The sequence below is a fragment of the Lysobacter sp. CC-YZS074 genome (assembly GCF_056739745.1).
Genome location: NZ_CP200301.1, coordinates 956749 through 971700 on the forward strand (window position 1 = coordinate 956749; position 14952 = coordinate 971700).

The window sequence follows — 14952 nt, forward strand, 5'->3', positions numbered from 1 at the left end:
ACCCGTCGCCGGGAACCGGTGTACGTTTTCGCGATGCGCTGTTGCGCCGGAGAGCCCTCAGGAGCCGCGGGGCTTGAGGTTCTGTACCTTCAGGAAGGTGTGGTCGCCGATGGTGGCCACCTGGTAGGCGTTGCGCCAGCTCGGGCTGGCGATGGCCAGCGCGGCAAAATGGCTGGCGCCCGGGACGATTTCCTGGCGTTCGCCCGGCGGCAGCTGCCAGTTGCGCTGGGCCTCCAGCGCGATCGTCACCGACTCGGCCCACGCCTCGGTATTGCTCAGGCGGTAGTTGGGCGACACCAGGGTCGGCGCGAACTGTTTGCGGGCGGTGACCACCTCGCAGACGCTGTCGCCCCACAGGCCGCTGTCGCGCCGGCGCAGGGCGACCTCGGCGACCGCCTGCTGGCCCTGCACGGACTGGTCGCGTGCTTCCAGGTACAGCGTCGCGCTCAGGCAGAGCGAATCGGCGGTTTGCGGTGGCAGTACCGAGGCCAACCACAGGATCCAGGCCAGTTTCATGTCGTACTCCTTGCTCCGTTGCGCCGACCGCACCCGGGCGCGCTCCTCTTCGGGAGCGGGACCACGGTGGCGAACCGGCATGGCGTACTGGGGAGGGCGGCGGCTCTAATGGCGCGCTTTGCCCCGTCACCGGGATCCCGCAGAAGGCGGGGGCGGTGGTGGGTGCCGCGCAGGGCGGCTGAAAAAGTTGGCGCAAGGTAGCGACGGAAAGATAAACGGTGTGTGAATGGATCCGCTTGACAAATTCACGCACACTGCCGCCATTTTGTGATGATTTCCACGAAACGACCGCCTGTTAAGGCTTTCAGGCGGACTCGGATGGACTTGCCGCCGTTAAGCCTGTTCAGGTTCTGGCGTGACTGGGTGGATCAGAGCCGGGCTGCCACCTCGGCGCCTTGGCGGATCGCGCGCTTGGCGTCGAGTTCCGACGCCACGTCCGCGCCGCCGATCACTTCCACCGCGACGCCGGCAGCCGCGAGGGGTTGCTGCAGCGGTTTGAAGGGCTCCTGGCCGGCGCAGACCACCACATGATCGACCGGCAGGAGTCGTTCGGCGCCTTCGTGCCGGATTCTCAGCCCCTCGCGGCCTACGCCCAGGTACTCGACCCCACCCAGCATGTGAACACCGTGCTTTTTCAGGGTGGCGCGGTGGATCCAGCCGGTGGTCTTGCCCAGCTTCGCCCCGGGCCTGCCGGGACTGCGCTGCAGCAACCAGACCTCGCGTGCGGACGACGTCGGTTTGGCCGGTGCCAGGCCGCCACGGTTGCCGCGGTACTCCAGGTCCACCCCCCACTCTTCACGCCAGCGGACCGGGTCCAGTGACGGCGACGGCCCGGTCTGGACCAGGAACTCGGCCACGTCGAAGCCGATTCCACCCGCGCCGACGATCGCCACGCGTGCCCCGGCGACCACCGAGCCGCGCAGCACGTCCTGATAGCCCACCACCTTCGGGCCCTCGGCCCCGGGGAACCCGACCGTGCGCGGCACTACGCCGGTGGCGAGCACCACGTGGTCGAAGCCGGCCAGCGCCGCGACGTCGGCGCGCGTGCGCAGGCGCAGGTCGACCCCGGTGCGTCGCAGCCGGTCGTCGAAGTAGCGCAGGGTTTCGTCGAACTCCTCCTTGCCGGGGATGCGCCGGGCCAGGTTGAACTGGCCTCCGATCGCGTCGGCGGCCTCGAACAGCGTCACGCGGTGGCCCCGTTCGGCCGCCACGGTCGCACAGGCGAGGCCCGCCGGGCCTGCACCGACCACTGCGATCCGCCGCGGCGCGGGCGTCGGCCGGTAGACCAGTTCGGTCTCGTGGCAGGCGCGCGGATTGACCAGGCAACTGGCGGTGCGGTTCTCGAATACGTGGTCCAGGCAGGCCTGGTTGCAGGCGATGCAGGTGTTGATCTCCGTCGGGCGCGATGCCTTCGCCTTGGCCACCCACGCGGGGTCGGCCAGCAGCGGCCGCGCCATCGACACCATGTCGGCGTCGCCGGCGGCGAGGATGCGTTCGGCCACCTCGGGCATGTTGATGCGGTTGGTGGTGACCAGTGGCAGCGACACCTCCGGTTTCAGCCGCGCGGTGATGCCGGCGAAGGCACCCCGCGGTACCGAAGTGGCGATGGTAGGCACCCGCGCTTCGTGCCAGCCGATGCCGGTATTGATCAGGGTCGCGCCGGCCGCCTCGACCGCGCGCGCCTGCTGCACCACCTCGTCCCAGGCCAGCCCGCCGTCGACCAGGTCGATCATCGACAGCCGGTAGACCAGGATGAAATCCGGCCCGCAGGCTTCGCGGATGCGGCGCACGATCTCCACCGCGAAGCGCATCCGCCGCGTGGCGTCGCCGCCGAAGGCATCGTTGCGGGTATTGGTGCGCGGCGCGGTGAACTGGTTGAGCAGGTAGCCCTCCGAGCCCATCACCTCGACGCCGTCGTAGCCGGCGTCGCGCGCCAGGCGCGCGGTGTCGACGAAGGCGCGGATCTGCCGCTCGATGCCGCGCGCCGACAGCGCCCGTGGGGTGAACGGGTTGATCGGCGACTTGATCCGGCTCGGTGCCACCTGCAGCGGGTGGTAGCCGTAGCGGCCCGAATGCAGGATCTGCAGGCAGATCCGGCTGCCGTGAGCGTGCACCGCCCCGGTGACCTGCCGGTGCCGGCCAACTTGCCAGCGCGAGGCCAGGGTTCCGCCGAGCGGCTTCAGCCACCCGGCGATGTTGGGCGAGAAGCCGCCGGTGACGATCAGCCCGACGCCGCCGGCGGCGCGCTCCGCGAAGTAGGCCGCCAGCCGCGGGAAGTCGCGCGCGCGGTCCTCCAGCCCGGTGTGCATCGATCCCATCAGCACCCGGTTGGGCAGGGCGCAGAAGCCCAGGTCCAGCGGCGTGAACAGGTGGGGATAGAGCGGGTGCGGGCGGGTCGCGGTCATGCGCAAGTACGCTGGCGTATGGAGTCGCGAACCATGCCGGGATTCACGGAGCGGCACAAGCGCGCGGCACGCGCGTCGCCTGGGTAGCGGGCGGATGCGATAATTGCCCGGCCGCCGTGCGTCCACGGCGTCGCCCTTACCGGCCGCCTCCGGCGCCCCCATCTTCGGGTGGGTTCGCTCGCGCGCCCGCGCCCCGTTTTCGCACGAGATCTCCGCGCCGCATGAACACCAATTACCGCAAGCCGCTGCCGGGCACCGCGCTCGACTACTTCGACACCCGAGCCGCCGTCGAGGCGGTCCAGCCCGGGGCGTACGACACCCTGCCGTATACCTCGCGCGTGCATGCGGAGAACCTGGTGCGCCGCGCCGACCCGGCGCAGCTGCGCGATTACCTGGTCCAGCTGATCGAGCGCCGCCGCGACCTCGACTTCCCGTGGTTCCCGGCACGCGTGGTCTGCCACGACATCCTCGGCCAGACCGCGCTGGTCGACCTCGCCGGCCTGCGCGATGCGATCGCCCAGCGCGGCGGCGATCCGGCCCAGGTCAACCCGGTGGTGCCGACCCAGCTGATCGTCGACCACTCGCTGGCGGTCGAGTGCGGCGGCTTCGATCCGGATGCCTTTACGAAGAACCGCGCGATCGAGGAGCGCCGCAACGAGGACCGCTTCCACTTCATCGAGTGGACCAAGCATGCCTTCCGCAACGTCGACGTGATTCCGCCGGGCAACGGGATCATGCACCAGATCAACCTGGAGAAAATGTCGCCGGTGGTCTACGTGCAGGACGGCGTGGCATTCCCGGACACCTGCGTCGGCACCGACAGCCATACCCCGCACGTGGACGCGCTGGGCGTGATCGCGGTCGGCGTCGGCGGGCTGGAGGCGGAGAGCGTGATGCTCGGCCGCGCCTCGTGGATGCGCCTGCCGGAGATCGTCGGCGTCGAGCTGACCGGCTGCCCGCAGCGGGGCATCACCGCCACCGACATCGTGCTGGCGTTGACCGAGTTCCTGCGCCAGTCGAAGGTGGTCGGTGCCTACTTGGAGTTCCGCGGCGAAGGCGCGCGCGCGCTGACCCTGGGCGACCGCGCGACCATCTCCAACATGGCGCCCGAGTACGGCGCGACCGCGGCGATGTTCTTCATCGACGACAACACCATCGACTACCTGCGCCTGACCGGCCGCGACGACGAACAGGTCAGCCTGGTCGAGACCTACGCGAAGCACACCGGCCTGTGGGCCGACGCGCTGGACACCGCGCAGTACGAGCGCACGCTGGCCTTCGACCTGTCGACCGTCACCCGCAACATGGCCGGCCCGTCCAACCCGCACCGGCGCCTGCCGACCAGTGCGCTCACCGAGCGCGGCGTCGCCGGCAACCTCGACGCCGCGCGTGCGCAGGAGGCAGAGGGCCTGATGCCCGACGGCGCGGTGATCATCGCCGCGATCACCAGCTGCACCAACACCTCCAACCCGCGCAACGTGATCGCCGCCGGCCTGCTCGCGAAGAAGGCGAATGCGCTGGGCCTCGTGCGCAAGCCGTGGGTCAAGACCTCGCTCGCGCCGGGCTCGAAGGCGGTGCAGCTGTACCTGGAGGAGGCCGGGCTGCTGCCGGAGCTGGAGAAGCTCGGCTTCGGCATCGTCGGCTTCGCCTGCACCACCTGCAACGGCATGAGCGGCGCGCTCGACCCGGCGATCCAGCAGGAGATCGTCGACCGTGACCTGTACGCCACCGCCGTGCTGTCGGGCAACCGCAACTTCGACGGCCGCATCCATCCGTATGCCAAGCAGGCGTTCTTGGCCTCGCCGCCGCTGGTAGTTGCCTACGCCGTGGCCGGCACGGTCCGTTTCGACATCGAGAAGGACGTGCTCGGCACCGACGCGCAGGGCAACCCGGTCACGCTCAAGGACCTGTGGCCGAGCGACGAGGAGATCGACGCCATCGTGCGCGAGCACGTGAAGCCCGAACAGTTCCGCAAGGTGTACGAGCCGATGTTCAACATCCGCGTCGAGCACGGCAGCAGGGTGTCGCCGCTGTACGACTGGCGCGAGATGAGCACCTACATCCGCTGTCCGCCGTACTGGGAAGGCGCGCTGGCCGGCGAACGCACGCTGCGCGGCATGCGCCCGCTGGCGGTGCTCGGCGACAACATCACCACCGATCACCTGTCGCCGTCCAACGCGATCATGGCCAGCAGCGCCGCCGGCGAATACCTGGCGAAAATGGGCCTGCCGGAGGAGGACTTCAATTCCTATGCGACCCACCGCGGCGACCACCTGACCGCGCAGCGGGCGACCTTCGCCAACCCCAAGCTGCTCAACGAGATGGTGCGCAACGACGACGGCAGCGTGCGCCAGGGATCGCTCGCGCGGATCGAGCCGGAAGGCGAGGTCACCCGCATGTGGGAAGCGATCGAGACCTACATGGAGCGCCGCCAGCCGCTGATCATCATCGCCGGCGCCGACTACGGGCAGGGCAGCTCGCGCGACTGGGCCGCCAAGGGCGTGCGCCTGGCCGGCGTGGAGGCGATCGCGGCCGAGGGCTTCGAGCGCATCCACCGGACCAACCTGATCGGCATGGGCGTGCTGCCGCTGGAGTTCCAGCCCGGCACCGACCGCAACACGCTGGGCATCAACGGCACAGAGACCTATGACGTGGTCGGCACCCCGGCGCCGCGCGCGACGCTGACGCTGGTCATCAATCGCAAGGGCGGTGAGCGCGTCGAGGTGCCGGTGACCTGCCGCCTGGACACCGCCGAGGAAGTCGCGATCTACGCCGCCGGCGGCGTGCTGCAGCGCTTCGCCGACGAGTTCTTCGAGGCGGATCAGGCGGCCTAGCCGAAACCGCGCCGCCGTCCCTCCAGCCCCCGTCGACCCACTCGCAGGAATACCCATGCCGCACGCTCCGCAGCTCCGCATCCCCGCCACCTACATGCGCGGCGGCACCAGCAAGGGCGTGTTCTTCCGCCTGCAGGACCTGCCCGCCGCCGCGCAGGTCCCGGGACCGGCGCGCGACGCACTGCTGATGCGCGTGATCGGCTCGCCCGACCCCTATGGCAAGCACACCGACGGCATGGGCGGGGCGACGTCGAGCACCAGCAAGTGCGTGATCATCTCGGCGTCGACGATCCCGGACCACGACGTCGACTATCTCTACGGGCAGGTGTCGATCGACACCGCGTTCGTCGACTGGAGCGGCAATTGCGGCAACCTGTCGTCCGCGGTCGGCCCGTTCGCGATCAGCGCCGGCCTGATCGATCCCGCCAGGGTCCCGCGCGACGGCATCGCCACCGTGCGGATCTGGCAGGCCAACATCGGCAAGACCATCGTCGCCCACGTGCCGATGACTGGCGGGCAGGTGCAGGAGACTGGCGACTTCGAGCTCGACGGCGTGACCTTCCCGGCCGCCGAGGTCCGGCTGGAGTTCCTCGACCCGGCGGACGAAGGTGAGGGCGACGGCGCGTCGAGCGGCATCTTCCCGACCGGCCACCTGGTCGACGACCTCGACGTGCCCGGCGTCGGTACCTTCAGGGCGACGATGATCAACGCCGGCATCCCGACCATCTTCCTCAACGCCGCCGACCTCGGCTATACCGGCGCCGAGCTGCAGGACGCCATCAACGGCGACCCGCAGGCGCTGGCCCGGTTCGAGGCGATCCGCGCGCACGGCGCGGTGCGCATGGGGCTGATCGGCAACGTCGAACAGGCCGCCACCCGCCAGCACACGCCCAAGGTCGCGTTCGTCGCACCGTCGGCCGACCACATCACTTCCAGCGGCAAGCGCATCGCCGCCACCGACGTCGACCTGCTGGTGCGCGCGCTGTCGATGGGCAAGCTGCACCACGCGATGATGGGCACCGCCGCGGTCGCGATCGGCACCGCCGCGTCGATCCCGGGCACGCTGGTCAACGCCGCGGCCGGCGGCGGCGAGCGCGAGGCGGTGCGCTTCGGCCACCCGTCGGGCACGCTGCGTGTCGGCGCGCAGGCGGAACAGGTCGACGGCCAGTGGACCGTCACCAGGGCGGTGATGAGCCGCAGCGCACGCGTGCTGATGGAAGGCGCGGTGCGCGTCCCGGCGGAGGCCCTGCCGGGCGCGTAATCCTGCAGGACGGGTGAAGGCCTCGCCGGAGGGAGCGCGCACAATGGCGACTCCCTTTCGGAGGTGTGCCATGAGCCGGTTCGACCAGCGCTCCACCGTCCGTCCCGAGCCCGACCGGCCGATGCTGGACATCGCCGACTACGTGGCCGGCTACACAATCGACTCGCGCGAGGCTTTCGACACCGCCCGCTACATGCTGCTGGACTCCCTGGCCTGTGCGGCGCTGGCGATGGACCACGCCGACTGCGTCAGGCACCTCGGCCCGCTGGTGCCCGGCGCCGATATGAGGGGCGGCGCGCGCGTGCCGTTCACCACCCATGAGCTCGACCCGGTGCAGGCCGCCTACAACATCGGCGTGCAGGTCCGCTGGCTCGACTTCAACGACACCTGGCTGGCGGCGGAATGGGGCCACCCGTCCGACAACCTCGGCGCGATCCTTGCCGTGGCCGACTACCTGGGCCGTAAGGCCGAAGCCGAGGGCGGGCAGGCACTTACCGTCCGCGACGTGCTCGCCTACGCCATAAAGGCCCACGAGATCCAGGGCTGCTACGCACTGAGAAACTCGTTCAACCGGGTCGGCCTCGACCACGTGATCCTGGTTCGGTTGGCCGCCACCGCCGTCGCCACCCACATGCTCGGCGGCGACAGGGACGCGATCTGGACCGCCGTCTCGCACAGCTGGATCGACAACGGCGTGCTGCGCACTTATCGCCACGCCTCCAATACCGGCCCGCGCAAGAGCTGGGCCGCCGGCGACGCCTGCCGCCGCGCCGTCACCCACGCGTTGAACGCGGTGAAAGGCGTGGTCGGCTACCCGAGCGCGCTGACGGTGCCGACGTGGGGCTTCTACGACGTGGCCTTCGAGGGTCGGCCGTTCGAGTTCGAACGTCCGTTCGGCAGTTACGTGATGGAGAACGTGCTGTTCAAGATCAGCTACCCGGCCGAGTTCCACGCCCAGACCGCGGTCGAGTGTGCGATGCAACTGCACGGGCAGGTGAAGGACCGGATCGACGAGATCGAGCGCATCGAGATCCAGACCCAGGCCGCCGGCGCGCGGATCATTGACAAGAGCGGCCCCCTGCACAACTACGCCGACCGCGACCACTGCATCCAGTACATGGTCGCCGTGCCGCTGATCTTCGGCCGCCTGACTGCCGACGACTACACCGACGCGGTCGCCGCCGACCCGCGCATCGACGCGCTGCGGGAAAGAATGACGGTCAGCGAGAACGAGCAGTTCACCCGGGACTACTTCGATTCCGACAAACGCTACATCGGCAACTCGGTGCAGGTGTTCTTCAGGGACGGCAGCTCGACCGACCGGGTTTCGATCGACTACCCGATCGGCCACCGCAGGCGACGCGGGGAGGGCATCCCGGTGCTGATGGCGAAGTTCGAGAGGGCGGTACGAGCCAAGCTCCCGAAAGACAGGGCCGACCGCCTCAGGGCCCTGACGCAAGCACCGGAGCAGTTCGACTCCCTGCCGCTGACCGATTTACTGGGCTTGCTGCGATCGTGAATGCTCCCTGAGCGAAACCGCATCGTGGGGGAACCCGATGGAATGTTAGGCCGGAGTTAACACCGCCTTCACCACCCCAAACCTACCCTGCGCGTCGATGGCGTCACCTGGCAGCCGTCCCGAACGGTAAGGATCCTCGCAGATGCGGTTTCCAAATCTTGAATCAAACAAGGAGATGCAAATGAATAAGAAACTCCTCTGCGCCGCCCTGCTGGGCGGTCTGGCAACGGCCGGTTCCGCCACTGCGCAGGAATTCGACGACCGCTGGTATGTGACCGGCACGGCCGGTATGAACATCCAGGATAACGAGCGCGATACCCGCAATACCCCGTTTGGCGCGATCGGCGTCGGCAAGTTCATCAACCCGAACTGGTCAGTGGACGGCGAGCTGAATTATCAGAATGCCCAGGTCGACCGGAACCAGGACCTCAACTGGAGCCAGTACGGCATTTCGTTCGATGTCCGCCGGCACTTCATCGCCGAGGGCCGTGCGTGGAATCCGTACGTGGTGATGGGCCTGGGTTACCAGCGCTCGGAGGAGGAGTTCGACCCGTCCAACCCGCTGATCCCGGCACGCTTCGAGCGCGACGGTGCGCCGAGCGAGCGCGAGGAAGGCAACGTCGCCGGCAAGCTCGGTTTCGGTGTCCAGGGTGACGTCGGCCGGGTTGCGATCCGTACCGAGCTGGCCTACCGCATCGATGCCGACGACGACAGCGTCGGCGCCTATCTCAGCGACGATGTGCCGCGCGACGACGGTGCCGACTGGTTCGGCGACGTCTTGGCCTCGGTTGGCGTGGTCGTCCCGCTGGGTCCGGAGCCGATGGCCCCGGTGGCCCCGGCTCCCGCGCCGGCCGCCCCGAGCTGCGCCGATCTGGACGACGACGGCGACGGCGTCAACAACTGCGACGACAAGTGCCCCGGCTCGCAGGCCGGCCAGACCATCGGTCCGGACGGTTGCCCGGTGCCGGTGTCGATCGACCTGAAGGGCGTGAACTTCGACTTCGACAAGTCGAACCTGCGTCCGGACGCCGTCGCGATCCTGGGCGAGGCGGTGCAGATCCTGCAGCGTTACCCGGACATGCGGGTCGAGGTCGCCGGCCACACCGACATGTGCGGTTCGGACGCCTACAACCAGAGCCTGTCGGAGCGCCGCGCGCAGGCGGTCTACGACTACCTGACCAGCAACGGCATCGATGCCTCGCGCCTGGTCGGTCCGAACGGCTACGGCGAGAGCCGTCCGCTCGAGAACACCCCGCAGGACCTGCCGGAGTGCAAGAGCGAGACCAACCGTCGCACCGAGTTGAACGCTCAGAACTGAGTGGTGCTGTAAATGCGGGTGGTCTTGGCCACCCGCATGCTCCGGAAGCCCGGCTCATGCCGGGCTTTTCTTTTGGTCTTACATGGTGGCGGCCGAGACAGCTTCCTGAATGTGTATCATCTGCGCCGTCAGCGACACGGCTTTCCGGCCGGTCCTGCCCTTCTGCGATGGATCGCAAAAAAACCCCCGATATAACAATGAAGGAGTTCCGCATGAAGATTCGCCTGTTGAGCACTGCGCTGCTGGCGGGCCTGGCGTTCGCGTCGGCAGCCAACGCCCAGGAGTTTGACGACCGCTGGTATGTCACCGGCGCAGTCGGCATGAACATCCAGGACAACGACCGCGGTACCAACAATGCCCCGTTCGTGGCCCTTGGCGTCGGCAAGTTCATCAGCCCGCAGTGGTCGCTGGACGGCGAGCTGAACTACCAGAACCCGAACTTCAGCGACGCGCAGGACCTGAACTGGAGCCAGTACGGCCTGTCGGTCGACCTGCGTCGCCACTTCCTGGCCGAAGGCCGCAGCTGGAACCCGTACGCCGTGATGGGTCTGGGCTTCCAGCGTTCGGAAGAAGAGTTCGACGCCTTCCCGAGCCCGGACTCCCCGGGTGAGCGCGAGGACGGCAACCTGGCCGCGAAGGTCGGTTTCGGCGTCCAGGGTGCGGTGAACGACAACATCTCCGTGCGTACCGAGTTGGCGTATCGCGCCGACCTGGACGACCAGAGCGTCGCCAATGCGGGTGAAAACTGGTTCGGCGACCTGCTGGCCTCCGTCGGCGTGGTGATCCCGCTGGGCGCCAAGACCGTCGTCGCCCCGCCGCCGCCGGCACCCGCCGCGCCGAACTGCGCCGACCTCGACGATGACGGCGACGGCGTCAACAACTGCGACGACAAGTGCCCGAGCTCCCAGGCCGGCCAGACCATCGGTCCGGACGGTTGCCCGGTGCCGGTGTCGATCGACCTGAAGGGTGTGAACTTCGACTACGACAAGTCGGAGCTGCGTCCGGACGCGGTCGCCATCCTGAGCGAGGCCGTGCAGATCCTGCAGCGCTACCCCGACCTCAACGTCGAAGTGGCCGGCCACACCGACGCCAAGGGCACCGACGCCTACAACCAGGCCCTGTCCGAGCGCCGCGCCCAGGCCGTCTATGACTACCTGACCAGCAACGGCATCGACACCTCGCGCCTGGTTGGCCCGAACGGCTACGGCGAGAGCCGCCCGATTGCCCCGAACGCCAACCCGGACGGTTCGGACAATCCGGAAGGCCGTGCGCAGAACCGCCGCACCGAGTTGAACGTGCAGAACTGATCCACGTCTGCAGTACCACCATGGGGACCCGGCGAAAGCCGGGTTCCTTTTTTGCGTGGTCCGAGCAGCGGCGCGCGGGGTTCATCCGCCTTTCACCGCCGGCCCTATTCCATAGCCCTTTCTCACTTTTCGGGGGCCGGCTTGTCCAGAAAACTCACCATTGCCTCGAGCGCGTTGCTGCTCCTGGCAACCGCATGTTCCGCGACCGAGTTGAAGCAGGGCGAGCAGGCGCCCCCCGAGGCACAGGACGCATCCGCCACTGCCGGCGGGCAGGTCGGCCAGCCGCCGGCCACCCCGGCACCGGCCGGGCAGCCGCCCGCTGCCCAGGGCGCGGTGCCGGTGCCGGGGCAGGTGGTCCCCGGCCAGCAGGCGGTCGATCCGGCCACCTATGTGCCGAAGACGGCGCACGACAACACGCCTTGGCGCTTCAACATGCAGGAGGGCGGCCGCAGCGCGTCCGCCGACGAGTTCGACGCCTGGTTGAAGCAGCGCGGTGTGCGGGTTGCGACAGGCAAGCCGGCCACGCCGCTGGTGCAGAACTGCCCGACGCCGGAAGGCGACAAGGGCGACAGTGACGGCGACCGCATCATCAACTGCCTGGATCAGTGCCCCGCGTCCGAGGCCGGGCAAGCGATCGGCCCGGACGGCTGCCCCGTGCCGATCTCGATCGACCTCAAGGGCGTGACGTTCGGCTACGACAAGGCCGTGCTGGGTGCCGAAGCCAAGGCCGTCCTGGCCGAGGCGATCGAGATCCTCCAGCGCCATCCCGCCCTGAAGGTCGAAGTGGCCGGCCACACCGATGCGCGCGGCGATGCCCAGTACAACCAGCGACTGTCCGAGCGCCGCGCCCAGGCCGTGTACGACTACCTGGTCGAGAACGGCATCGACGAGCAGCGGCTGATCGGCCCGGTCGGTTTTGGCGAGTCGCGTCCCATCGCGCCGAACCAGAAGCCCGATGGCTCGGACAATCCGGAAGGGCGCGCCACCAACCGGCGTACCGAGTTGAACATCCAGAACTGAGCTCCGGCGCAGGCAGTGACTTCCCGAATCCCGGCCGCGTGCCGGGATTCGCGGTTCTGCGTCAAAAGTGGCAGCGCAGGCCGGTCCGGGTCTCGACTGTTCACCCGATGCCTTTTCGGACACGCTGCGCCCATATCCAACGACTCGAGGGCGGTTCTTGAAGCGTCGACGAAAGCCAGCGGCGAGCCGCCCCGTTCGCGGGCCAGCGACCACGCGGTCCCGCGCCGCCGATTCCGCGCGTGACCTGCCTGCAGCCTCCACGACGCAGGCCCCGGACGCGGCGGTGCGGCGCCACGGGTTGGCGCGCGTGCTCTCCAAGCGCGGCCTGTGCTCGCGCAGCGAGGCGGTCCGCTGGATTGCCGCGGGCCGGGTAACGGTCGACGGCGTGGTGGTCAGGGACGCGGAATATCCCATCATCGACAACGGCTCCCGCCGCATCGCCATCGAGGGTGATGCCGCGTCCCCACCCGTGCGCGAGTACCTGATGCTCAACAAGCCGCGCGGCCTGCTGACGACCGCAAGCGACGAGCACGGCCGCGATACGGTCTATCGCTGCCTCGACGGCGCCGGTCTGCCCTGGCTTGCGCCGGTCGGGCGACTGGACAAGGCCAGCGAGGGCCTGCTGCTGTTCTGCAATGATCCCGAATGGTCGGCGCGGGTCACCGATCCGGCGGTCGGTCCGGACAAGACCTATCACGTGCAGATCGACCGACGGCCCGATGACACCTTGCTCTCCGCGTTGGTCAGCGGCGCGACCTTCGACGGCGAGCACCTCCGTGCCAGGGCGGCCACCCTGTTGCGGGCCGGCGATCGCAACGCCTGGCTGGAGATCGTCCTGGACGAAGGACGCAACCGCCAGATCCGGCGCCTGCTGGGCGCATTCGACATCGGCGTGTTGCGGCTGGTCCGGGTCGCCATCGGCGAGCTGCCGCTGGGCCGACTGGCCAAGGGCGAGTGGCGCCGCCTGACCGCAGCGGAAGTCGCGGCGCTGGCGTCCCCGTCGCGTTAGGCACTGCGCCCGCCGTCGCAGTTCATAGCTGCGCGCCGTGGCTGTTTTCGCATGCGGCGACGAGCCTTTCGTCGGGAATGTGGGCGGGCTCACCATTTGCGTCACCCCGATCCCCTTTTTGTCACCTACACTTCACCCGCATCCTGAGGGGAGAGGGAGTCATGGGGAAGATTGTCATCGCTGTTTCTTTGTTTTCGTCGCTGCTGATGTCGCCCGCCTTCGCGGCGGAGACGCAGGCGGATACCGCCACGGTGGATGCGGCCACCTACCAGCCCAAGACCGAGCACGACAACACGCCGTACCGCTTCAACATGGAGCAGAACGGCAAGCGCATGAGCGCGGACGAGTTCGATGCCTGGATGAAGGCGCGTGGCGTGCGCGTGGCCACCGGCAAGCCGGCCGTTGACGCGGCCAGCGCACCGGCGGCCAACACCGATCTGGCGGACAAGTAAAAGGGCGGCGCGCCTGCGGGCGTTGTCCCACCCTGATACGAAAAGACCCGGCGCCGGCCGGGTCTTTTTTTATCTGCGCTGCGGCGCGGGTCAGCCCTTGATGACGCCCAGCTCGCGACCGATCCGGGTGAATGCATCGATGGCCCGGTCCAGGTGCTCGCGGGTATGCGCGGCCGACATCTGGGTGCGGATCCGTGCCTGGCCCTGCGGCACCACCGGGAAGAAGAAGCCGATCGCGTAGATGCCTTCCTCCAGCAGCCGCTCGGCGAAGCGCTGGGCCAGCGGCGCGTCGTACAGCATCACCGGCGCGATCGGGTGCACGCCCGGGCGGATGTCAAAGCCGGCCGCGGTCATGCGCTCGCGGAAGTAGGCGGTGTTGTCGGCCAGCCGCTCGCGCAGATCGCCCGCGGCGTCCAGCATTTCGAACGCCTTGGTGCCCGCGGCGACCACGTGCGGCGGCAGCGAATTGGAGAACAGGTACGGCCGCGAACGCTGGCGCAGCAGCTCGACGACTTCCTTCTTCGCGGTGGTGAAGCCGCCCAGCGCGCCCCCCATCGCCTTGCCCAGGGTGCCGGTGATGATGTCGATCCGGTCGAGCACGCCCTTGACCTCGGCCGAGCCGCGCCCGGTCGCACCGATGAAGCCGGTGGCGTGGCATTCGTCGATGTGCACCAGCGCGCCGTACTTGTCGGCGAGCGCGCAGATCTCGTCGAGCGGGGCGATGAAGCCGTCCATCGAGAACACGCCGTCGGTGGTGATCATGATGGTGCGTGCGCCGTCGGCCTTGGCCTGCTGCAGCTGCTTTTCCAGCTCCGCCATGTCGCAGTTGGCGTAGCGATAGCGCTTGGCCTTGCACAGGCGCACGCCATCGATGATCGAGGCGTGGTTGAGCACGTCGGAGATGATCGCGTCCTCCGGCCCCAGCAGCGGCTCGAACAGGCCGCCGTTGGCGTCGAAGCAGGCGGCGTAGAGGATCGTGTCCTCCTTGCCGAAGAACCGCGCGATGGTCTGCTCCAGCTCCTTGTGCAGGTCCTGGGTGCCGCAGATGAAGCGCACCGAGGCCATGCCGAAGCCGTGGGTGTCCAGCGCCTCCTTGGCGACGGCGATGACGTCCGGGTGGTCGGCCAGCCCGAGGTAGTTGTTGGCGCAGAAGTTCAGCACCGTGCGGCCGTCATCGAGGGTGATCTCGGCCGACTGCGGGCTGGTGATGATCCGCTCGGACTTGAACAGCCCGGCGTCGCGGATGGAGTCGAGTTCGGTGGCGTAGCGCTCGGTCAGGGACATCGGACGGATCCTCGGGATGGGGGGTTG

The 14952-nt window shown here is 68.7% G+C and carries 10 protein-coding genes and 1 pseudogene; 8 read left to right on the forward strand and 3 right to left on the reverse strand.

The features are described 5' to 3' along the window. Window positions 1–57: 57 nt before the first annotated feature. Together U8331_RS04220 and U8331_RS04225 are read right to left on the reverse strand one after the other, a co-directional pair. Window positions 58–516 (reverse strand): cell wall hydrolase, encoded by a 459-nt coding sequence (locus U8331_RS04220; protein ID WP_481132364.1) that lies wholly within the window; start codon window positions 514–516, stop codon window positions 58–60. A gap of 368 nt (window positions 517–884) precedes the next feature. Then, a complete protein-coding gene (locus U8331_RS04225; protein WP_481132365.1) occupies window positions 885–2921 on the reverse strand; it encodes a 2,4-dienoyl-CoA reductase FMN-binding domain-containing protein in 2037 nt (678 codons plus the stop codon). 221 nt (window positions 2922–3142) lie between these two features. Between U8331_RS04225 and acnD the strand changes: the two genes are divergently transcribed. The 8 genes and pseudogenes from acnD to U8331_RS04265 all read left to right on the forward strand — a co-directional run. Next, entirely contained in the window at window positions 3143–5755 is a 2613-nt protein-coding gene (gene acnD / locus U8331_RS04230; RefSeq protein ID WP_481132366.1) for a Fe/S-dependent 2-methylisocitrate dehydratase AcnD, read from the forward strand. 55 nt (window positions 5756–5810) lie between these two features. Further along, window positions 5811–7016, forward strand: coding sequence for a 2-methylaconitate cis-trans isomerase PrpF (gene prpF, locus U8331_RS04235; protein WP_481132367.1), 1206 nt, complete (start codon window positions 5811–5813; stop codon window positions 7014–7016). A 70-nt stretch (window positions 7017–7086) separates the two neighbouring features. After that, complete coding sequence (locus U8331_RS04240; protein WP_481132368.1) at window positions 7087–8535, forward strand: bifunctional 2-methylcitrate dehydratase/aconitate hydratase; 1449 nt, start codon at window positions 7087–7089, stop codon at window positions 8533–8535. 181 nt (window positions 8536–8716) lie between these two features. Further along, window positions 8717–9853 carry an OmpA family protein gene (locus U8331_RS04245; RefSeq protein WP_481132369.1) on the forward strand — a complete coding sequence of 379 codons (1137 nt, stop codon included), beginning with the start codon at window positions 8717–8719 and terminating at the stop codon, window positions 9851–9853. Window positions 9854–10065: 212 nt separating this feature from the next. Continuing rightward, entirely contained in the window at window positions 10066–11160 is a 1095-nt protein-coding gene (locus U8331_RS04250; RefSeq protein ID WP_481132370.1) for an OmpA family protein, read from the forward strand. Window positions 11161–11301: 141 nt separating this feature from the next. Beyond that, the gene (locus U8331_RS04255; RefSeq protein WP_481132371.1) at window positions 11302–12180 is read left to right on the forward strand and encodes an OmpA family protein; all 879 of its coding nucleotides are present in this window, start codon (window positions 11302–11304) and stop codon (window positions 12178–12180) included. A 157-nt stretch (window positions 12181–12337) separates the two neighbouring features. After that, complete coding sequence (locus U8331_RS04260) at window positions 12338–13189, forward strand: pseudouridine synthase (protein ID WP_481132372.1); 852 nt, start codon at window positions 12338–12340, stop codon at window positions 13187–13189. 254 nt (window positions 13190–13443) lie between these two features. Then, a pseudogene (locus U8331_RS04265) lies at window positions 13444–13641 on the forward strand (hypothetical protein); the annotation flags it as partial. 90 nt (window positions 13642–13731) lie between these two features. Here the strand turns inward: U8331_RS04265 and kbl are convergent. Further along, a complete protein-coding gene (gene kbl / locus U8331_RS04270; protein WP_481132373.1) occupies window positions 13732–14925 on the reverse strand; it encodes a glycine C-acetyltransferase in 1194 nt (397 codons plus the stop codon). Window positions 14926–14952: the final 27 nt, after the last annotated feature.